Raw genomic sequence first — 19,701 nt, forward strand, 5'->3', positions numbered from 1 at the left:
TTTTCATCTGACTGGTGCGCCCGGAGAGATTCGAACTCCCGACCGCCTGGTTCGTAGCCAGGTACTCTATCCAACTGAGCTACGGGCGCGTTGTCAGGCGCGGGATTATTCCCGAGTTCTGCCGATTCGTCTACAGCGGCGTGTGCCGATGCGTCGTTGCGCTGCGCAACGTCGCGGTCGCATGCCCGCAATAGCCGGCGAACGCGCAAAAAAAAACGACAAACCGAGTTTGTCGTTTTTCATCTGACTGGTGCGCCCGGAGAGATTCGAACTCCCGACCGCCTGGTTCGTAGCCAGGTACTCTATCCAACTGAGCTACGGGCGCGTCGTCAGGAGCGGAATTATTACCGAGTCCCCCGGACCCGTCAATGCCCTTCGCGGAAAAAATTCAGTCTGCGCTGCCGAGCAGGGCCTGCGCCACGGCCGCCGGCCGCTTCATCCAGGCGAAATGGTCGGCCGCAGCGCCCAGCTGCGCCGCATCCAGCGAGTGCAGCTCGAGCGTGCGCGGCGCCAGTTTGCGCAGCAGGGCGCGCAGCGAGGTTGCCGGCGCCAGCCAGTCGTCCTGCAGCACCACGCCGCGCACCGGCGCGGTCACCTGCGCCAGCAGCGCTTCCAGATCCGCGGCCATGCCGGCCGCCGCATAGCGATTGCTCAGGCCCACCCGCGCCCAGTCCGCGATCAGCGAGCGCGCCTCGGTCCCGCCGAAGCCGAGCCTGCGCCCGTGCAGCACGCCCTGGCGCTGCGCCAGCCACGGCAGGAAGCGGTACGCCAGCGGCAGCAGATAGCGACGCGGCGCGGCGAACTGGCGCCAGTACGGCGTGCCGCTGGCGACCAGCCACAGCTGGGCGAAGGCCCGCGGATGCAGCGCGGCGTAGCAGCAGGCGATTTGCCCGCCGAGGCTGTGGCCGCCGATGGCCAGCGGCAACGCGGCGCGCTGCGCGATCGCCGCGTGGCTGGCCGGCAGATCCTCGCACAGCAGTTGCCGATAGCCCCAGTCCTGCGCGCGCGACGGACGCAGCGCGCTGCTGCCGTTGCCGCGCCATTCGTGCAGGAACACCGCCACGCCCTGCGCGGCCAGCGCTTCGGCCAGCGGCAGGTAGTGGCGCGCGGCCACGCCGAGCGCGGGCAGCCACAGCAGCGCCTGGCGCGGCGCCGCGGGAATGCGTGCGAGCAGCGTCCAGCGGTGGCCGTCGCCGGCGACGGCCGGCAGCGCCTCGCTCGCCGGCGTGTGCGTGCTCATGCGTTGCGCGCGGCGCCGAAGTGGTCCAGCACCACCACCTCGCTGCGGCCGGGACGGTAGCCGCCCTGCAGCGCGCGGGCGACGTAGTCGATCGCTGCCTCGCAGGCCACCGGCAGCGCCAATCCCTGGCATAGCTGCGCGGCGATCGCCGAGGCGAGGGTGCAGCCGGTGCCGTGCGCCTGCAAGTCCAGCCGCGCATGGCTGAATTCGCTGCGGCTGACCCCGTCGTCGTAGCGGTCGATCACCCGATGGCCTTCGGCCAGATGGCCGCCCTTGAGCAGCACCGCCTGCGCGCCGGCCTCGAGCAGCGCGGCGGTGGCGTGCTCGGCATCGTCGGCGTTCTCGATCGTGCGGCCCAGCAGCAGCTGCGCTTCCGGCGTGTTCGGCGTGACCAGGGTCGCCAGCGGCAGCAGGCGGCCGCGCAGCGCATCGAGCGCGTCGTCTTCGAGCAGCTTGGCGCCGCTGGTCGCGACCATCACCGGGTCCAGCACCACGAACGGCGGGCGGTACTGTTCCAGCGCGTCGGCGACCAAGTGGATCACCGCGGCGTTGGCGAGCATGCCGAGCTTGACCGCGCCGATGTCGAAATCGGCGAAGCAGGCGTCGAGTTGCGCGCGCAGGAACGCCAGCGGCGGCACGTGCACGGCGCTGACCCCGCGGGTGTGCTGCGCGGTCAGCGCGGCGATCGCCGACAGTCCGTGCACGCGGTGCGCGGCGAAGGTCTTCAGGTCGGCCTGGATGCCGGCGCCGCCGCCCGAGTCGGTGCCGGCGATGCTCAGTGCGGATACGACGGTGGGTTCGCTCATGCGCCGATTGTGCAGCGCCCGCCGCGGCTTGGCGACCGCGGGCTCAGCGCTGCTGGCGGCGGTAGTGGGCCTGCAGCGCGTAGATGGTGCCGACCAGGCCGGTCAGCAGCGCCGGCGCCAGCAGCGCATCGAAGCCGACATGGCGGTAGGCCCAGGCGCCGAGCACGCCGCCGAGCAGGAAGCCGCCGATGATCAGCAGGCTCAGGCGGATGCGCCGCCGCGGCAGCGGCAGGCCGCGCAGGGCCTGGCCCAGGCCGATGCCCAGGTCGGTGAACATGCCGGTCAGGTGGGTGGTGCGCACCACCGCGCCACTGTAGGTGGTGGTCATCGCGTTCTGCAGACCGCAGGCGGTGGCGGCGAACAGCGCGCCGACGAGCTGTTGCTGCTTGAACGCCTGCATCGCCGCCAGCAGCAGCAATGCTTCCAAGGCAAGCGCCACGCCATAGCGGCGGCCCAGGCGCAGCCGGCTGTCCTGCACCACGATGCCGCTGAGCACGGCGCCGCCGAGGAAGGCCAGCACCACGCCCAGTAGGTTGCCGATCACGCGCATGTCGCCATCGGCCAGCGCCGCGCCGAGCAGGGTGGTGGTGCCGGTCAGGTGGGTCACCGCCTGGTGTTCGAAGCCCAGATAGCCGACCACGTTGACCATGCCGGCGACGCAGGCCAGCGCGCCGGCGAACGCCCAGGCCCAGCGCGGCAACTCGAAGTTCATGCGCCGGTGCGGCGCCGCGGCGCGGCGCGCGACAGGCTGGGCGAGGGCTGGCGGCGCATGCGTCGCGGCCTACTTCGCGCCGTTGACGGTGATCTCGGAGAACGTGCCGCTGTCCGGGTCGAACACCGCGCCCCAGAAGCCGCCGCCGCCGCCGCACACGCGCACCGCGTCGACGCTGGGATCCAGGTCGCTGTCGTCGTGCGGCTTGAACGCGTTGACGTAGATCGCCTGCTTGCCGCGGTAGAGGATGCCGACGTACTGGCGGTCGGCGCCGGCCGGATCGGCGATGTCCGGCTGCAGTTGCGCCAGCCGGGTTTCCAGCTGTGCGATCTGCTCCACGCTCGGCACCCAATAGCCGCTCACCGCGCCGTCGTGGCGCGCCGGGCTGTCGCGCGAGCAGGTATCGAGCACCTGCGCGGCGGTGCTGTTGCGGGTGACGATCCACGATTGCCCGGCCTTGATCGCGGTCGGCACGCTGGCCGGCCCGCGCGTGGTGGTGCACGCGCCGAGCAGGGCCAGGGCCAGCGCCGCGCCGCCGAGACGGCACGCGCCGGCGGCGTTCACAGGACCTCCGAGGCGTAGTCGGCCAGGCGCGAGCGCTCGCCGCGGCGCAGGGTGACGTGCGCGCTGTGCGGCCAGGCCTTGAACCGGTCCACCGCATAGGTCAGGCCCGAGGTGGTCTCGGTCAGGTACGGCGTGTCGATCTGCTCGACGTTGCCCAGGCACACGATCTTGGTGCCGGGGCCGGCGCGGGTGATCAGCGTCTTCATCTGCTTCGGGGTCAGGTTCTGCGCTTCGTCCAGGATCAGGTAGCGCGACAGGAAGGTGCGTCCGCGCATGAAGTTCATCGAGCGGATCTTGATCCGGCTGGCGAGCAGGTCGTTGGTCGCCGCGCGGCCCCAGGCGCCGCCTTCCTGGTTGTGGGTCAGCACTTCCAGGTTGTCGGTCAGCGCGCCCATCCACGGCGTCATCTTCTCTTCCTCGGTGCCGGGCAGGAACCCGATGTCCTCGCCGACGCTGACCGTGGCGCGGGTCATGATGATCTCGCGGTAGCGCTGCTGGTCCATGGTCTGCGCCAGGCCCGCCGCCAGCGCCAGCAGGGTCTTGCCGGTGCCGGCGGTGCCGAGCAGGGTGACGAAGTCGATTTCCGGATCCATCAGCGCGTTGAGCGCGAAGTTCTGCTCGCGGTTGCGCGCGGCGATGCCCCACACCGCGTGCTGGCCGCTGCGGAAGTCGTCGACCAGGGCCAGCGTCGCCTTGCGCTCGCCGCTGACCTTGACCACGCGCAGTTCCACTTCGTCGTCGCCGGGCAGGTACAGGTACTGGTTCGGATACCAGTCCTCGTCGTCGGCCAGCGCGATCTCGTAGCAGGTGCGGCCCTTGTCGCTCCAGCTGCGCAGGTCCTGGTTGTGCTTCTGCCAGAAATCCTCCGGCAGCTCGATCGCGCCGGTGTACAGCAGGCTGAAATCGTCGAGCGCGCGGTCGTTCTCGTAGTCCTCGGCGATCAGGCCGCTGATCGCCGCCTTGATCCGCAGGTTGATGTCCTTGGACACCAGGATCACCGGCGTTTCCGGGCCGTCCTCGCGCAGCGCCAGCACCGCGGCCAGGATCTTGTTGTCCGGCGCCACGGTGCCGAAGCTGCGCCCGGGCTCGACCGGGCGGGTCTGGAAGTACAGCCGGCCGATGCTGCCGCTGCTCTTGAGCTGGATGCCCTGCGGATGGCTGAGCGGGATGCCCGACTCGATCTGCTCGGCGCCGGCGCCCTCGATCAGCTCGTTGAGGAAACGGCTGACCTGGCGCGCGTTGCGGCTGACTTCGGACATGCCCTTCTTGGCGTTGTCCAGCTCCTCGATCACCTGCATCGGCAGGAACACGTCGTGTTCCTCGAACTTGAACAGCGCGGTCGGGTCGTGCATCAGCACGTTGGTATCCAGCACGTAGATGCGCTTGCCTCGGGTCATCGTGGATTCCTGGGAGTGGGACAGGGAAAGACCATCACGGCCTGCGCAGGGCAGGGTGATGCGACGTGCGGGAAACGCGAATGATCACTGCTGGGCGGCGGCCTGCAGTGCGTCGAACACGGCCTGGGCGTGGCCGGGAACCTTGACCTTGCGCCAGCTGCGCAGCAGCCGGCCCGAGGGCGAGATCAGGAAGGTGCTGCGCTCGATGCCGAGCACCTGGTGGCCGTACATGTTCTTTTCCTTGATCACGTCGAACGCGCGGCACAGGGCCTCGTCGGCGTCGCTGACCAACGGGAAGCGGAAGCCCTGCTTGGCGCAGAAGTTGTCGTGCGACTTCAGCGAATCGCGCGAGACGCCGAGCACGGCGGCGTTGGCCTGCTCGAACTGCGGCAGCAGCGCGTTGAAGTCGATGCCCTCGGTGGTGCAGCCGGGGGTGCTGTCCTTCGGATAAAAATACAGCACCAGCCAGCGGCCGGCGTAATCGCCGAGCGTGGCGCTGGCGCCGCCGGACAACGCCAGCGGCAATGCCAGCGTGGTGCGGTCCAGGGTGTCGCCGTCCTTCATGGGGTGTCCTCCGCGTGCATCGCCATCATCTGCGTTCGAATGCATCGATGTCCAGCGCGGATCAGAACTTCATCGGGTCCATGATCGCGTCCAGGTTCAGGTGGTCGCAGAACTCGAGGAAGTCGTCGCGCAGCGCGGCGATGTGCATGTTCGCCGGCACCCCGATCGTCACCTGCGCCGAGAACATCTCCGCGCCGGTCTGCATCGCGCGGTAGCGGGTGCTCTGCAGGTTCTCGATGGTGATGCCCTGGCGGTCGAAGAAGTCCGCCAGCTGGAACAGGATGCCCGGCTTGTCGGCGGCGATGACCTCGACGATGTAGGGCAGCAGGTTGGACTGCGCCTGCTTGGCGCCGGTGCGGTACCACACCAGCTTCATGCCTTCCTCGCGGTCGAGCCGGGTCAGCATGGCTTCGAGCTTGGCGACCGAATCCCACGAGCCGGTCGCCAGCGCGGTCACCGACACGTCGCGGCCGACCGTGGCCAGGCGCGCATCGACGAGATTGCAGCCGCTGTCGGCGATACGGCGCGTCACCGGCAACAGCGGCGACTCCGGATGCGTCGTATAGGCGTTGATCAGGAGGTGGTTTTCGGTCGGCGCGGGCCGGGGCGTGGTGTCTGTCAAAGGGGCTTCCGGCATTGCGTAGGATTGCGTAAGGCTGAACGGCGTCCGGGCGGTCGCTCGGCGCAGTATGCAGCATACTTGCCCGCGCTTTCGGGCCGCAAGTAACATGCGGGACGAATCCCGTCCGTGCGGGCTGCACGCGGCCCTCTCCAAATCACAGCGAGCATCACGCATCTTGTCCCTCTCCGGCATCATCACCGCCCTGGCCACGCCCTTCCAGGGCAATGGCGACCTCGACCTCGACGCCTGGCAGCGGCTGCTCAAACGGCAGCTGGACGGCGGCGTGCAGGGCGTGGTGGTGGCGGGATCGACCGGCGAGGCGGCCACCCTGCTGGACGAGGAGTACGACCTGATCCTGCGCGAGGCGGCGCAGGCGATCGGCGGGCGCGTGCCGCTGCTGGCCGGTACCGGCCTGTCCGGCACCGCCAAGACCGTCGCGCTGACCCGCCGCGCCGCCGCCAACGGCGCCCAGTACGCGCTGGTGGTGACGCCGCCGTACGTGCGCCCGACCCAGGCCGGCCTGCTCGCGCATTACCTGCAGGTGGCCGAGCACGGCGGCCTGCCGGTGGTGCTGTACAACGTGCCCGGGCGCACCGGCTGTGACCTGCTGCCGGAGACGGTGGCGCAGCTGGCGCAGCATCCGAACATCGTCGGCATCAAGGAAGCCAGCAGCGATCCGCAACGCATCGCCGCGCTGCTGGCGCTGCGCAGCGACGGCTTCGCCGTGCTCAGCGGCGACGACGGCAGCGCCGCGCAGGCCATGCTCGGCGGCTACGACGGGCTGATCTCGGTCGCGTCCAACGCCTTGCCGGCCGCCTACCGCCGCCTGTGCGACCTGGCGCGTGCGCGCCAGGCCGAGCCGGCGCAGGCCTGGGACGCGCGCCTGCAGCCGTTCCACGCCTTCTGCGGCATCGAATCCAACCCGATCCCGGTCAAGGCGCTGCTGCAGCGCGCCGGTATCGGCCAGGGGCTGCGGCTGCCGCTGCTGCCGCTGTCCGCGGCGCACCACGCCACGGCCGACCGTCTCGCCACCGACGCAGCCGCGTTGGAAGAACTATCCAGCCGCGAAACGCTCGCGGCCTGACCCTCAGGAGATTTATCGATGCGTGCTTCCGTTCCCTACGTCCGCGTGCTGTCGGCCGCCGTGCTGGCGACCACCATGGTCGCGGCCACCAGCGGTTGCAGCTGGTTCCACAAGGGCAAGCCGCGTGGCGACTATGCGCTGGCTCCCGAAATGCGTCCGCTGGAAGTGCCGCCGGATCTGACCGCGCCGGATACGTCGGCGGCGATGAAGGTGCCGGCGCTGGCCTCGGCCACGCAGCGCCCCGGCGCCGGCAGCGCGCCGGCCCAGGCGCCGGCGGCGTCGAACAGCGGTTTCGTGGTGCCGGGCGCGCGCGACCAGGTGTTCGGCCAGGTCGGCGACGCGCTGGGCGGCATCGAGGGCGTCACCATCGCCAGCCGTGCGCAGGTGCTGGGCTCCTACGACGTGGCCTACGAAGGCAGCAACTTCCTGGTTCGCGTGGTGGCGGTGGATGCCGGCGTATACGTGTCGGCGGTCGATCCGCGCGGCATGCCGGCCAATGGCGATGCCCCGGTCAAGCTGATCGCGGCGCTGAAGGCCAAGCTCGGCCATTGAGCCGGCGTCGCCGGCCGGCGTGCGCGCCGGCTGTGGCGATGGACAGAGACGGGCGCCGCAGGGCGCCCGTTTCGTTTTTGGGGAAGATGCGGATTGCGCCCGGATGCTGAGGTTCCAGGAATCCCCTGTAGGAGCGGCTTCAGCCGCGACAGGCTTTACCGATGGAGCCTGTCGCGGCTGAAGCCGCTCCTACAAAAACCGCTCGCGCAGCTCGGGTTGCCTCGACGGCGCTGCGCGCCGGTTACTTCAGCAGCAGTGGCAGCTTGTTCGGCTTGCCGTCCCACTCGGCGGCGTCGGGCAGCGGTTCCTGGCGCGTGGTCAGCACCGGCCAGGCCTTGGCCAGCTCCGCGTTGAGCGCGACGAAGCCTTCCTGTCCGGCCGGCACGTCGTCCTCGGGATAGATCGCGTTGGCCGGGCACTCCGGCTCGCACAGGGTGCAGTCGATGCACTCGTCCGGATCGATCACCAGGAAATTGGGACCCGCGTGGAAACAATCCACGGGACACACTTCCACGCAGTCGGTGTATTTGCACTTGATGCAGTTTTCGGTGACGACAAAAGGCATGGTTCGATCCGGCGGTTAAGCGCGCAATTCTAAAGCAGTCGGCGCCGGCGCGTGGAGAATGCGCGTGGAGAATGCGCGTGGCGGTGCCGGCGCGGGTCCCGCCGCGCCGCGGCAGGCGGGCCTTGCGGCGCGGCTTGCAGGCGGCGCCGGGGACGGTGCGGGGATCAGACGCCGATGCCGCCGCGGCGTTGCGCCAGGCGGTACAGGCCGCGTGCGGCGAGGTCTTCCGGGTGGCTGTGGACCGCGCTGCCCAGCGCGCGCAGCGCGTGCGCGTAGCGGTTCAGCAGGCCGCTGCCGCCGATCAGGTGCACGCGCGGCGCCAGCGGCAGGCGCGCGCGCAGTTCGTGGCCGATCAGCAGGCCGGACAGGTAGGACGGCGCGGCCGCCGCGCTCAGCCGCTCGAACAGGCCCAGGCTGCGCACGCCGAACAGGTGGTGCAGCAGGCCACCGGGCTCGCCGCTGCGCTGCAGGCCGGCGTCGAAGCCGGCGCCGTCGAACTGCGCGTCGTCGGCATCCATCAGGCGCGCCAGCAGGCTGTGCTGGCGCAGCAGCGCGTACAGCTCGCCGGTCATCATCGTGGCCAGGGCGGCGATGCGACCGTGTTCCAGATCGACCCATTTGCTGTGGGTGCCGGGCAGGCACACGCTGTGGCGGCCCGCGTCCCGGGCGTCCTGCGCGAGGGCGTCGAGCAGCCCGATCAGTTGGGTCTCCTCGCCGCGCATCACGTCCGGCACCGCCTCGGCGCCGCTGGCCACGCCGGGCACGAACCACAGCGTGCGCCCGGGCAGGGCCGGGTCCTGCAGCGGCTGCATCGCCGCGGCCAGCGCGTCTGCGTCGGCCGGGCAGGGCGCGTAAGGCAGTTCGATCCAGCCGTTGCGGCTGCCGATCATGCCGCATAGCACCACGTCGCCGGGCCAGCCGTCGATCAGCGCCGCCAGGGTCGCGGCGAAGCGGCCCTGGCAGGCGCCGATGCCCTGGTCGCTGCGGCGCTGCTCGAGGACGCGGCCGTCGGCGGCGAGCCGGTAGCCGCGCAGGCTGCTGGTGCCCCAATCGATGGCGATCATGCGCTGGCGATGCGTCCTTCGGGCAGGCCGGCGATGCCGACCGCGGCGACGAACAGGCCACCGGCCTGCGGCGTGCGCGCCAGTTCGGCGTCGGCGTGGTCCATGCGCGAGGTGCTCAGGTACAGCGTGCGGCCGTCGGCGCCGCCCAAAGCAGGGCAGGTGGGATGCTTGACCGGCAGCGCGACGCTGCGTTCGACGCTGCCGTCGGGCCGGTAGCGGACCACGCGCCATGCGCGCCATTGCGCGTTCCACAGGTGGCCTTCGGCATCGACGATGGCGCCGTCGGGTTCGGCGCCGGGGTGATCGAGCTCGGCGAACACGCGGCTGTTGCCGGTCTGGGCGTTGGCGGCGTCGTAGTCGCAGCACAGGATCTGCGGGCGCACCGAGTCGCAGTAGTACAGGGTGCGGCCGTCGGCGCTGAAGCAGATCGCGTTGGGGATCGCCACGCCGGGCAACGGCAGGCGGCGCAGGCCGTGGCGCGCGGACCACTGGTAGAAGCTGCCGACCGGGGCCTGGTCGGCGCGTTCGCTCATGGTGCCGAACACGAAATTGCCGTGGCGGTCGGCGCGGCCGTCGTTGGCGCGGGTGTCGTCGCGCTCCGGTTCCAGATCGGCCAGCTTGTGCAGCGGCAAGTCGGTCGCGTCGGCGGCGCTGGCGTCGGGATCGGCGGCGTACACGCCCTTGGCCAGCGCCAGCAGCAGGCGGCCGTCGTCGAACAGGCCCAGGCAGCCGGGGCGGTCGGGCAGGGCCCAGTGACGCGTGGCGCCGCTGGCCGGGTCGTGCCGCCACAGCTGGCGTCCGTCGATGTCGACCCAGAACAGCACTTGCCGGCGTTCGCACCAGACCACGCCTTCGCCGTGGGTGCAGCGGCTGTCCACCGCCAGCGTGGCGGTGTGTGCGGGTTCGGTGCTCATGGGCTCACTCACCATTCGGCGATGCTGCCGTCGGCGTGGCGCCAGACCGGGTTGTGCCAGTCGGGCGGATTTTCGTTGGCATGGCGCAGGCGCTCCTCGTCGATTTCCACGCCGAGGCCGGGCTTGGGCAATGCGGCGATGCTGCCGCTATCGTCGCACGCGAAGTCTTCCTTGTTGATCACGTAGTCGAGCAGGTCGGCGCCTTCGTTGTAGTGGATGCCGATGCTCTGTTCCTGCAACACCGCGTTGTGCGAGACGAAATCCACCTGCAGGCAGGCGGCCAGCGCGACCGGGCCGAGCGGGCAGTGCGGGGCCAGGCCGACATCGTAGGCGTCGGCCATGCTGGCGATCTTCAGGCATTCGGTGATGCCACCGGCATGCGACAGGTCGGGCTGCAGCAGCGACAGGCCGCCGGCCTGCAGCACCGGCTTGAAGTCGAAGCGCGAGAACATGCGTTCGCCGGCCGCCAGCGGGATCGGCGTGGACGCGGCCAGGCGCGGATAGTATTCGGCCAGTTCCGGCAGCACCGGTTCCTCGACGAACAGCGGCTTGAACGGCTCCAGTTCGCGCAGCAGCACGCGCGCCATCGGCGCGGCGACACGGCCGTGGAAGTCGATGCCGAAGTCGATGCTGGTGCCGAACGCCTCGCGGATCTGCGCGACCTTGGCCACCGCCGCGTCCACCGCGCGCGGCCCGTCGATCAGCTTCATCTCCTCGGTGCCGTTGAACTTGAAGGTGTCGAAACCCAGCTCACGGTAGCCCTGGATCTGCGCGATGGTCGCCGACGGGCGGTCGCCGCCGACCCAGCGGTAGGTCTTCATGCGGTCGCGCACCAGCCCGCCGAGCAGTTCGTACACCGGCACACCCAGCGCCTTGCCCTTGATGTCCCACAGCGCCTGGTCGATGCCGGCGATGGCGCTCATCAGGATCGGCCCGCCGCGGTAGAAGCCGCTGCGGTACAGCAGTTGCCAGAGGTCGTTGATCCGCGCCGGATCCTTGCCGATCAGGTAGCCGCTCAGTTCGTGCACCGCGGCGTCGACGCTGCGCGCGCGGCCCTCGATCACCGGTTCGCCCCACCCGGTGATGCCTTCGTCGGTTTCGATCTTCAGGAACAGCCAGCGCGGCGCGGCGTGATAGGTGGTGAGGCGAACGATCTTCATGCGTGGTCCAAGTAGGCTTGGCGGAAGGCGGCGGCCTGCGCCCGGGTCTGCGCGAGCGCCTGGCCGGGCCGGTACAGTTCGCCGCCGATGCCGGCGCCGGTCGCGCCGGCGGCCAGGTAGTCGTGCAGCGTGTCGGTGCTGACCCCGCCGACCACGAACAGCGGCACCGTCGGCGGCAGCACCGCGCGCAACGCGCGCAGGTGGCCGGGACCGTAGGTGGCGGCCGGGAACAGCTTGAGCATCTGCGCGCCGGCGTCGAGGGCGTCGAAGGCTTCGGTGGCGGTGGCGAAGCCGGCCACCACCTGCAGGCCGCGCGCGACCGCGTGGCGGATCACCGGCGGCCGCGTGTTCGGGGTGACGATGAAGCGCGCGCCGAGATCGGCGAGGACATCGACGTCGGCGATCTTCAGCACGGTGCCGCCGCCGATCCAGCAGCGCTGGCCGAACGCCTGCACGGCCGCGCCGATGCTGTCGGCCCAGCGCGGCGAGTTGAGCGGGATCTCGATCGCGTCGTAACCGGCCTCGGCCAGCGCGCCGACATGGTCCAGCGCGTCGTCGGGGGTGAGGCCGCGCAGGATCGCGATCAGGGGAAACTGGAACGGGGAGACGGCGGACATCGGCTTACCTGGCAACGTGCGTGGAGCGGAAGGCGTCCACTGCGACGTCGTCATCGCGCGGCCGCAGTGGCGCGCAGGTGAGCGACCGTCCCGTTGGCGACGAACGGGCGGGCGCCATCGACCGGTGCGCTGGCTGATCGTCCTGCTCATCTACGCTGGCGCGGTGCGCCGGCGCCTTCACGAGGCGGGTGTGGCGGTGGGACGGCGTCGCGGCCGGAGTCGCGACTGGCCGATAGCCTGCGCGCGTGAAGATATGCTCGGCAAATGAAATTTTAGACATATGCTATTCCGGTGGTGAATACGCATCTTCTCGCTCAGGACGCTTTCCGCTTATGACCGCTACCGCCAATCCCTGGTTCAACGCTGCTCGCCTCAAGACCCGGCATCTGTTGCTGCTGTTGCAATTGCACGAGCATCGCTCGGTGCTGCGCGCGGCCGAGGCGGCGAGCATGACCCAGCCGGCGGCGTCCAAGCTGCTGGCGGAAATGGAGGACCTGCTCGGGGTCAAGCTGTTCGAGCGGCATGCGCGCGGGGTGGAGCCGACCTGGTACGGGCAGGTGCTGATCCGCCGCGCGCGTTCGGCGATGTCGGAGATCGGCCGCGCGCAGGAGGAGATCGCCGCGCTGCGCGAGGGGCGCATGGGCCAGGTCTCGATCGGCACCGTGGTCAATCCGGGCACCAACCTGGTGCCGCAGGCGATCGCCGAGGTCAAGCGCGAGTTCCCCGGCATCCTGGTGCGGGTGGAGATGGACTACAGCCGGCCGCTGGTGGCCAAGCTGCTGGACGGCCAGCTCGACATCGTCATCGGCCGCATCCTCGGCCCGTACGGCGGCGACGAACTGGAGTTCGAGCCGCTGGCCGACGAGCCGCATTCGGTGGTGGCGCGCGCCGGGCATCCGCTGTCGGCGCGCGCCGACCTGCGCCACGCCGACCTGGCGCGCTACGGCTGGGTGCTGCCGCCGGTGGACAGCGTGCTGCGCGCGCGGCTGGACGCGATGTTCATGGAGCACGGCGTGCCGACCCCGCAGAACGTCATCGAGACCTCGTCGTTGCCGGTGATGACCAGCCTGCTGCGCGGCAGCGACCTGCTGGCGGCGCTGCCGGCCGACGCGGTGGCGCCGTACGTGCAGGCCAAGCTGCTGACCGTGCTGCCGATCGCGCTGGGGGTACGGATGGAATCGTTCGGCATCATCCGCCGCCGCGACTACATGTTGCCGCCGGGTGCCGAACGCATCCTGCTGGCGCTGCGCAACGCCGCCAAGCGCCTGTATCCGGATCGGGCGCCGGGCTGAGCGAAGTCCGAGGGACACCGTCTGCTGGTGCGGGGCAGGGTGACTCGATGGAACACGTGCCGTTGAGTGGCATCTGGCGGCATGCATTGCCACGCTCTGGTTACGTTTTGCCTGGTCCGCCAGGTGGTTTTGTGGTGCCGTCCAGGTAGTCGAAAAGCACATAGATTGGCGTGAATTTTTCATTTGCTTAACGCGAAATTCACTTCTAGGCTCAGCCGATCGTGACCGATGTCGCGGCGCGTCGCCCGGTTGCGACGCCCGCCACGCCTCGCGATACGGCAGCGGGCCATGGCTTGCCGCCGTCACAACCAGCAAGGCGGCGCGCACGCGCGACCGTCACCCGTGTGTGCATGTGTCCTGGGAGGGAAACATCATGTCATCGCGTCATTACCGTGGTCCGGCCTCGCCGACCGCAGCGGTTCGTACTACCTGTCTTTTGCGTCGTTCGGCCATGGCGCTGAGCATCGGCCTGTTGTTGAGCGCGCAGGCGATGGCACAGGACGCCGAGGACAGCAGCAAGAAGAAGAGCGCCGATCCGGTGACCCAGCTCGACGCGATCGAGGTCAAGGGCGTGCGCGCCAGCCTGATCAAGTCGCAGACGATCAAGCACGATGCCGAGCAGATCGTCGATTCGGTCAGCGCCGAGGACATCGGCGCGCTGCCCGACCGCAGCGTCACCGAGACCCTGCAGCGGGTCAGCGGCGTGACCATCGACCACTTCATGGCGCGCAACGACCCCGACCATTTCTCCGCCGAAGGCAGCGGCGTGATGATCCGCGGCATGACCCAGGTGCGCGGCGAGCTCAACGGGCGCGACAGCTTCAGCGCCGCCAGCGGCCGCGGACTCAGCTTCGAGGACGTGCCGGCCGAACTGATGGCCGGCGTGGACGTGTACAAGAACCCGTCGGCCGAGATCATCGAAGGCGGCCTCGGCGGCACGGTCAACCTGCGTACGCGCATGCCGTTCGACCAGCCCGGCCGGGTGATCGGCTTCACCGCCGACGAGAACTACGGCGACTTCAGCAAGACCTACAAGCCGTCCGGCTCGTTCCTGTTCAGCGATCGCTGGAACACCGGCGTCGGCGAGATGGGGCTGATGCTGGACGTGGCCTATTCGGAACTGGCCACCCGCAGCGACGGCATCCAGGTGGAACCGTTCGTGCGCCGCACCGATGCGGCGTTGCTGGCCGGCACCGATTTCGACAAGGTCTACGTGCCCGGCGGCGTCAACTGGCGGCAACTGGATTTCGAACGCAAGCGCAAGGGCGTGGCCGGGGCGTTCCAGTGGCGGCCCAGCGACGACACCGAAATCTACGTGCAGTACATGCGCTCCACCTACGACATGAACTGGCAGGAGCGCGCGGCGTTCTTCAACGACGACACCAACGCGATCAGTCCCGCTCCCGGCACCACCTTCACCTACGACGCCGACGGCCGTTTCGTCAGCGGCTCGCCGGTGTCCAGTTCCTGGCGCGGCAACGTCACCGGCAACGATGGCGTGCGCTTCTACACCGACAACCGCTACGCGCAGCAGAGCACCACCACCTCCGACCTGTCCGGCGGTTTCACCCACAAGCTCACCAGCAACCTCACCGTGCGCGGCGACATGCAGCTGGTGCAGTCGGAAAGCGATTCGCTGGACTTCACCGTGTTCAGTTCGATCTACCTGCCGGGCCTGACCTTCGACCTGAGCGGCAAGTACCCGTCGGTGTCGATCGCCGACACCAGCTATACCTCCGACCCCTCCAATTATTTCTGGAGCGCGGCGATGGACCACCTGGCGAAGAACCGCGGCCGCGAGCTGGCCACGCGCTTCGACCTGGAATACACCTACGACGACAACCCGTGGCTGCGCACCTTCCGCGCCGGTATCCGCGCCACCGACCGCACCCAGACCAACAAGAACTCCGGTTACAACTGGGGCGTGATCAGCGACAACTGGGCGATGATTCCCGGTACCGCCAACGGGACCGGCCTGGCCGACCTGGCCAGCTACTCGCCCGAGTCCTCGGAGCTGTATTCGTACTCGAACCTGTTCCGCGGCAAGATCAGCGTGCCCAATAGTCTGTATTTCCCGAGCAATGCCGCGGTCAAGGACTATGCCGGCACCTCCAAGCTGATCCAGCAGCTGGTGGCGCTGCGCGGCTGGGGCTGGGCGCCGGACCAGTACCAGCTGCAGGACACCAACCGCCAGTTCGAGCGCACCCAGGCGGCCTACGCGGTGCTGTACTTCGGCAACGACGACGCACTGGGCGTGCCGGTGGACGGCAACGTCGGCGTGCGCATCGTGCAGACCAAGACCGAGGCCACCGGCTACGGCCAGTTCCCCGACCTGTCGGCCACCGCCGCCTCCGATGCGCTCAAGGCGCAGTACACCGGGCAGTTCTTCGCCAACAACGCGCAAGGCAGCTACACCAACGTGCTGCCGAGCTTCAACATGCGCTTCAAGTTCTCCGATGCGCTGCAGTGGCGCATCGCCGCGTCCAAGGCGATGGCGCGGCCGGACTACACCCAGCTGCAGCCGTACCTGCTGCTGACGGCGACCACCGAGGAGGACGGCACCGTGTCCAAGTGGACCGGCACCGCGGGCAATCCGAACCTCAAGCCGATGAAGGCCAACCAGTACGACACCGCGCTGGAATGGTATTTCGACGCCAGCGACATGATGTACCTGACCCTGTTCTACAAGAGCGTCAAGGACTACTTCTCCACCCAGACCACCACCGAGACCTACGGTGGCCAGGACTGGCTGGTGACGCGGCCGTACAACATGTCCAAGGGCCGCATCCGCGGTTTCGAGTACGGCTACACGCAGTTCTTCGACTCGTGGCCGGGCTGGCTGAGCGGCTTCGGCGTCAATGCCAACTTCACCTTCGTGGACAGCAGCGGCGGCGTCAATTCCGCGACCGATCCCTACACGCAGACCACCGTCACCGGTGTGAGCCTGCCGCTGGAAGGCCTGTCGCGGCGCAGCTACAACCTCGCCGGCATCTACGAGAAGGGGCCGTTGTCGGTACGCCTGGCCTACAACTGGCGTTCGCGCTACCTGCTGACCGCCAGCGACGTGTCGACCAAGCTGCCGACCTGGTCGGATGACTACGGCCAGCTCGACGCCTCGGCGTTCTATCGTTTCACCCCGCATCTGCAGCTCGGTGTCCAGGCCAACAACCTGACCAATACCGTGACCAAGGTGTTGATGGGGCCGACCTCCTATGCCGACGGCGAGGTCGACAACCACCTGTACACGCGCAGCTGGTTCGTCAACGACCGCCGCTATTCGCTGGTGCTGCGCGCCAACTGGTAAGCGACGTTCGCCAGGACGCTGTCCTCGGCCCGCATGCGCGACGCATGCGGGCTTTTTTTATGGCGTTGCGGATGCGGTCGGCGTCGCGCCGAAACGAAACAGCCTGCGCAACGGCGGTATGCGGCTGTTTACAGGCGGACTCGCTTTTCGTATGTGGAAAACATATAGCTAACTGTAAATATTTCATTGGATGGCATGGTGACTGCAACCTATTCTCAGGTCCGAGTCGTGATCGTCTCCGATCGCGTGCGCGCTGCGGCAACCCCGCTCGTGTCCGACTTGCGGCCAGCATCCCATTTCGGCAGGTGCGGCCGGACAACTTAGAAACGGCGACGTTGCCCTTGGCACGATCGCCGAATCGTTTGTACATGTGTCCTGGGAGGGAAGCACCATGTCAGCGCCCCATAGCCATTGTCCGCCTGCGCGGACCGTGGCGCTCCGTTCTACCCGTTCGATTTCCGGCCGCGGCGTGCGCCGCTCCGCCATCGCCCTGGCCGTCGCCGCGCTGGTCGCCGCGTCCGCCGCGCAGGCCCAGCAAGCCGAGCAGGCCGCGCCTGCGCAGGCCGACGACGCCACCACGCAACTGGATACGGTGCAGGTCAGCGGCACCCGCAGCAGCGTGACCAAGGCGCAGCTGGTCAAGCAGAATTCCGAGCAGATCGTCGACTCGATCGTGGCCGAGGACATCGGCAAACTGCCCGACAACAACGTCGCCGAGGCGCTGCAGCGCATTTCCGGCGTGCAGATCGCGCGCAACTACGGCGAGGGCAGCAGCATCGCGATCCGCGGCCTGACCCAGGTCCGCACCGAGCTCAACGGCCGCGACATCTTCACCGCCAACGACGGCCGCGGCCTGAGCTTCGAAGACGTGTCGGCCGAACTGCTGGCCGGCGTCAACGTCTACAAGAATCCGTCCGCGGACATGATCGAAGGCGGCCTTGGCGGCACCGTCGACCTGCGCACGCGCCTGCCGTTCGACTACGACGGGCGCAAGATCGCCGGCAGCGTGCAGTACAACCACTACGACCTGGCCGACGACAGCAAGCCGGCGTTCTCGGGCATGTACAGCGACCGCTGGCAGACCGGCATCGGCGAGATCGGCCTGCTGGTGAACTACTCGCAGCAGACCAGTCCGTTCCGCCAGGACACCATCTCCATCGAGCCGTGGTACACGCAGACCGATCTGCCGGGCTATGAAGGCCAGGAGATCTCGGTGCCGCATGGCGCCGGCACCAACACCACGGTCGGCGAGCGCAAGCGCAAGACCGGCGCGTTCGCGCTGCAGTGGCGGCCGAACGACGACGTCGAGGTCACCGCGCAGGTGCTGCGCTCGGACTACGATTTCCGCTGGCACGACTATTCGTTCTTCGCCTACAGCGGGCAGAACCCGATGCAGGGCTACGACGACATCGTGGTCAACGACCGCAACGAGTTCGTCAGCGGCACGTTCCAGAACACCCCGGCCGATTCCAACACCAGCCTGACCGAGCGCCATTCGGTGACCACCGACTACTCGCTGGGCGCCAAGTGGACGGTATCGCCGAACCTGAGCCTGAGCACCGATTTCCAGTACATCGATGCCACCACCAAGGGCACGCGCTACATCCTCGGCACCGGCATGGACACCACGCCGCGCTACACAATCGACTTTAGCGGCGACCTGCCGCGCCTGTCGGTGACCGATGCCGCCGGCAACCCGGGCTACCTGGCCGACCAGGCCAACTACAGCGGCTGGAAGTTCCACCTGGACAACAAGGACGACAACAAGGCCACCGAGTTCGCCTGGCGCAGCGACATGGACCTGGCGTTCGACGACAGTTTCGCGCGCAGCTTCAAGGCCGGCGTGCGCTATACCGACCGCGATGCGCAGAACAAGGGCAACGTGTGGCGCTACATGTACCTGGGCGCGCCGTTCTCGCAGTACCCGGACGCGCAGGTGATGCAGAATCCGATCACCGATTTCTTCCGCGGCGATTCGCAGACCTTCGGCCCCAGGCTGACCCCGTCCGACGCGCTGGTCGACAACTACGCGCAGGCGTTGTCGGTGTTCGGCGCCTCGCCGCTGACCTTCGCGCCGAACAACATCAACGGCCAGGGCGAGAAGACCTACGCCGCCTACGGCGTGCTGCGCTTCGGCGTGGACAGCGGCGCGATCCCGTTCGACGGCAACATCGGCCTGCGTATCGTGCGCACCAAGGTCGATTCGCAGGGCGTGCGCACCGGCACCGACGCCGAGGGCGGTGGCCTGCTGCCGGTGGACGTGCAGCAGACCTACACCGACGTGCTGCCGAGCCTGAATCTGCGGTGGATGCTCACCGACACGCTGCAGTGGCGCTTCGCCGCCTCGCGCGGCATCTCGCGTCCGGATCTCAACGAACTCAATCCGAACCTGAGCCTGGGCACCGCCACCGGCAACGACGGCACCACCCGCCGCACCGGTTCGGCCGGCAATCCGGACCTGCGGCCGATGAAGGCCGACCAGTTCGATACCGCGCTGGAGTGGTACTTCGGCAAGGGTTCGATGATGTACGGCACGGTGTTCTACAAGAAGGTCGACGGCTTCATCGCCGATGCCGTGTTCGAGGAGGTCTACGGCGGCCAGACCTGGGAGATCACCCGCCCGGTCAACGGCAAGGACGGCCGGATCAAGGGCGCGGAGCTGGGCTATACCCAGTTCTTCGACTTCCTGCCGGGCTGGCTGAGCGGCTTCGGCCTGCAGGCCAACTACACCTACGTGGACAGCGAGGCGCCGAGCCCGACCGCCACCGACACCAACGGCCAGGCGCTGACGGTGCCGTTGCAGGGCCTGTCCAAGAACAGCTACAACCTGATCCTCAGCTACGAGATGTCGCGCTTCCAGGCGCGCGTGGCCTACAACTGGCGCAGCGACTGGCTGGTGACCACGGCCGGCAACGGCACCGGCAATCTGCCGGTGTACAACAAGGGCTTCGGTCAGCTGGACGCGTCGGTGCGCTACAACATCGACGACGTATGGTCGGTGTCGGTGGATGGGGTCAATCTGCTGGATACCCGCAACGAGAGCTACCTGGGCGTGGAATCGCGTTACCGCGACTTCGTGATCAACGACCGTCGTTACGGCCTGACCCTGCGCGCCAGCTTCTGAGCACGGCGCGGTCGATCCGCTCCGGCGCGCGCAGCGTGGCCGGAGCGGGGGTTTTCCTGCCGACGGCGTGGCCGTCGGTTGCACTCGGAGTAGGGCGCACGATGCGGCAACATCGCTTGC

The 19,701-nt window shown here is 68.7% G+C and carries 17 protein-coding genes and 2 tRNA genes; 5 read left to right on the forward strand and 14 right to left on the reverse strand.

The window, feature by feature from the left end; translation table 11 throughout:
• Positions 1 to 12: 12 nt before the first annotated feature.
• From HDC36_RS02715 to HDC36_RS02755, 9 genes are all read right to left on the reverse strand, one after another.
• Positions 13 to 89 (reverse strand) — tRNA-Arg (locus HDC36_RS02715).
• Positions 90 to 248: 159 nt separating this feature from the next.
• Positions 249 to 325 (reverse strand) — tRNA-Arg (locus tag HDC36_RS02720).
• Positions 326 to 388: 63 nt separating this feature from the next.
• Positions 389 to 1,240, reverse strand: coding sequence for an alpha/beta fold hydrolase (locus tag HDC36_RS02725; protein WP_179564207.1), 852 nt, complete (start codon positions 1,238 to 1,240; stop codon positions 389 to 391).
• Complete coding sequence (gene thiD, locus HDC36_RS02730) at positions 1,237 to 2,046, reverse strand: bifunctional hydroxymethylpyrimidine kinase/phosphomethylpyrimidine kinase (protein ID WP_179564209.1); 810 nt, start codon at positions 2,044 to 2,046, stop codon at positions 1,237 to 1,239. Before thiD ends, HDC36_RS02725 begins: the two co-directional genes overlap by 4 nt.
• 43 nt (positions 2,047 to 2,089) lie before the next feature.
• A complete protein-coding gene (locus tag HDC36_RS02735) occupies positions 2,090 to 2,758 on the reverse strand; it encodes a YoaK family protein (protein ID WP_179564211.1) in 669 nt (222 codons plus the stop codon).
• A gap of 69 nt (positions 2,759 to 2,827) precedes the next feature.
• A complete protein-coding gene (locus tag HDC36_RS02740) occupies positions 2,828 to 3,322 on the reverse strand; it encodes a hypothetical protein (RefSeq protein WP_179564213.1) in 495 nt (164 codons plus the stop codon).
• The gene (locus HDC36_RS02745; protein ID WP_179564215.1) at positions 3,319 to 4,719 is read right to left on the reverse strand and encodes a PhoH family protein; all 1,401 of its coding nucleotides are present in this window, start codon (positions 4,717 to 4,719) and stop codon (positions 3,319 to 3,321) included. The genes HDC36_RS02740 and HDC36_RS02745 overlap by 4 nt, the downstream gene beginning before the upstream one ends.
• A gap of 84 nt (positions 4,720 to 4,803) precedes the next feature.
• The gene (locus tag HDC36_RS02750) at positions 4,804 to 5,283 is read right to left on the reverse strand and encodes a peroxiredoxin (RefSeq protein ID WP_179564217.1); all 480 of its coding nucleotides are present in this window, start codon (positions 5,281 to 5,283) and stop codon (positions 4,804 to 4,806) included.
• Positions 5,284 to 5,344: 61 nt separating this feature from the next.
• Positions 5,345 to 5,920, reverse strand: coding sequence for a glycine cleavage system protein R (locus HDC36_RS02755; protein ID WP_087943489.1), 576 nt, complete (start codon positions 5,918 to 5,920; stop codon positions 5,345 to 5,347).
• Positions 5,921 to 6,080: 160 nt separating this feature from the next.
• On the opposite strand from HDC36_RS02755, the gene dapA reads away from it, so the two are divergent.
• Positions 6,081 to 6,989, forward strand: a complete 909-nt coding sequence (gene dapA / locus HDC36_RS02760) for a 4-hydroxy-tetrahydrodipicolinate synthase (RefSeq protein ID WP_179564219.1) — start codon at positions 6,081 to 6,083, stop codon at positions 6,987 to 6,989.
• An 18-nt stretch (positions 6,990 to 7,007) separates the two neighbouring features.
• Complete coding sequence (locus HDC36_RS02765) at positions 7,008 to 7,541, forward strand: hypothetical protein (RefSeq protein WP_179564221.1); 534 nt, start codon at positions 7,008 to 7,010, stop codon at positions 7,539 to 7,541.
• A 241-nt stretch (positions 7,542 to 7,782) separates the two neighbouring features.
• Here HDC36_RS02765 and fdxA read toward each other — a convergent pair whose 3' ends face one another.
• The 5 genes from fdxA to HDC36_RS02790 form a co-directional block, all read right to left on the reverse strand.
• Positions 7,783 to 8,106, reverse strand: a complete 324-nt coding sequence (gene fdxA / locus HDC36_RS02770) for a ferredoxin FdxA (RefSeq protein ID WP_039005179.1) — start codon at positions 8,104 to 8,106, stop codon at positions 7,783 to 7,785.
• A 164-nt stretch (positions 8,107 to 8,270) separates the two neighbouring features.
• Complete coding sequence (locus tag HDC36_RS02775) at positions 8,271 to 9,170, reverse strand: 2-dehydro-3-deoxygalactonokinase (RefSeq protein WP_179564223.1); 900 nt, start codon at positions 9,168 to 9,170, stop codon at positions 8,271 to 8,273.
• A complete protein-coding gene (locus HDC36_RS02780; protein WP_179564225.1) occupies positions 9,167 to 10,084 on the reverse strand; it encodes an SMP-30/gluconolactonase/LRE family protein in 918 nt (305 codons plus the stop codon). The genes HDC36_RS02775 and HDC36_RS02780 overlap by 4 nt, the downstream gene beginning before the upstream one ends.
• A gap of 8 nt (positions 10,085 to 10,092) precedes the next feature.
• Positions 10,093 to 11,244 (reverse strand): galactonate dehydratase, encoded by a 1,152-nt coding sequence (dgoD, locus tag HDC36_RS02785; RefSeq protein WP_179564227.1) that lies wholly within the window; start codon positions 11,242 to 11,244, stop codon positions 10,093 to 10,095.
• Positions 11,241 to 11,861 carry a 2-dehydro-3-deoxy-6-phosphogalactonate aldolase gene (locus tag HDC36_RS02790; RefSeq protein ID WP_179564229.1) on the reverse strand — a complete coding sequence of 207 codons (621 nt, stop codon included), beginning with the start codon at positions 11,859 to 11,861 and terminating at the stop codon, positions 11,241 to 11,243. The genes dgoD and HDC36_RS02790 overlap by 4 nt, the downstream gene beginning before the upstream one ends.
• Positions 11,862 to 12,193: 332 nt before the next feature.
• Between HDC36_RS02790 and HDC36_RS02795 the strand changes: the two genes are divergently transcribed.
• The 3 genes from HDC36_RS02795 to HDC36_RS02805 all read left to right on the forward strand — a co-directional run bounded on the left by HDC36_RS02795 (position 12,194) and on the right by HDC36_RS02805 (position 19,581).
• Positions 12,194 to 13,153: a LysR substrate-binding domain-containing protein gene (locus HDC36_RS02795; protein WP_179564231.1), complete on the forward strand. Its 960-nt coding sequence runs from the start codon at positions 12,194 to 12,196 to the stop codon at positions 13,151 to 13,153.
• 451 nt (positions 13,154 to 13,604) lie between these two features.
• Complete coding sequence (locus HDC36_RS02800) at positions 13,605 to 16,457, forward strand: TonB-dependent receptor (RefSeq protein ID WP_179564233.1); 2,853 nt, start codon at positions 13,605 to 13,607, stop codon at positions 16,455 to 16,457.
• A 391-nt stretch (positions 16,458 to 16,848) separates the two neighbouring features.
• Positions 16,849 to 19,581 carry a TonB-dependent receptor gene (locus tag HDC36_RS02805; RefSeq protein WP_179564235.1) on the forward strand — a complete coding sequence of 911 codons (2,733 nt, stop codon included), beginning with the start codon at positions 16,849 to 16,851 and terminating at the stop codon, positions 19,579 to 19,581.
• Positions 19,582 to 19,701: the final 120 nt, after the last annotated feature.

It is taken from the genome of Xanthomonas sp. JAI131 (assembly GCF_013410075.1).
GTDB classification, from domain to species: Bacteria; Pseudomonadota; Gammaproteobacteria; order Xanthomonadales; family Xanthomonadaceae; genus Xanthomonas_A; species Xanthomonas_A bonasiae.

Excerpts from the sequence above, each read along its gene's own strand:
- HDC36_RS02725 (WP_179564207.1), bottom strand. The coding sequence starts at position 1,240 with ATGAGCACGCACACGCCGGCGAGCGAGGCGCTGCCGGCCGTCGCCGGC.
- thiD (WP_179564209.1), bottom strand. The coding sequence starts at position 2,046 with ATGAGCGAACCCACCGTCGTATCCGCACTGAGCATCGCCGGCACCGAC.
- HDC36_RS02735 (WP_179564211.1), bottom strand. The coding sequence starts at position 2,758 with ATGAACTTCGAGTTGCCGCGCTGGGCCTGGGCGTTCGCCGGCGCGCTG.
- HDC36_RS02745 (WP_179564215.1), bottom strand. The coding sequence starts at position 4,719 with ATGACCCGAGGCAAGCGCATCTACGTGCTGGATACCAACGTGCTGATG.
- HDC36_RS02750 (WP_179564217.1), bottom strand. The coding sequence starts at position 5,283 with ATGAAGGACGGCGACACCCTGGACCGCACCACGCTGGCATTGCCGCTG.
- HDC36_RS02755 (WP_087943489.1), bottom strand. The coding sequence starts at position 5,920 with ATGCCGGAAGCCCCTTTGACAGACACCACGCCCCGGCCCGCGCCGACC.
- HDC36_RS02765 (WP_179564221.1), top strand. The coding sequence starts at position 7,008 with ATGCGTGCTTCCGTTCCCTACGTCCGCGTGCTGTCGGCCGCCGTGCTG.
- fdxA (WP_039005179.1), bottom strand. The coding sequence starts at position 8,106 with ATGCCTTTTGTCGTCACCGAAAACTGCATCAAGTGCAAATACACCGAC.
- HDC36_RS02775 (WP_179564223.1), bottom strand. The coding sequence starts at position 9,170 with ATGATCGCCATCGATTGGGGCACCAGCAGCCTGCGCGGCTACCGGCTC.
- HDC36_RS02780 (WP_179564225.1), bottom strand. The coding sequence starts at position 10,084 with ATGAGCACCGAACCCGCACACACCGCCACGCTGGCGGTGGACAGCCGC.
- dgoD (WP_179564227.1), bottom strand. The coding sequence starts at position 11,244 with ATGAAGATCGTTCGCCTCACCACCTATCACGCCGCGCCGCGCTGGCTG.
- HDC36_RS02790 (WP_179564229.1), bottom strand. The coding sequence starts at position 11,861 with ATGTCCGCCGTCTCCCCGTTCCAGTTTCCCCTGATCGCGATCCTGCGC.
- HDC36_RS02795 (WP_179564231.1), top strand. The coding sequence starts at position 12,194 with ATGACCGCTACCGCCAATCCCTGGTTCAACGCTGCTCGCCTCAAGACC.
- HDC36_RS02800 (WP_179564233.1), top strand. The coding sequence starts at position 13,605 with ATGGCGCTGAGCATCGGCCTGTTGTTGAGCGCGCAGGCGATGGCACAG.
- HDC36_RS02805 (WP_179564235.1), top strand. The coding sequence starts at position 16,849 with ATGTCAGCGCCCCATAGCCATTGTCCGCCTGCGCGGACCGTGGCGCTC.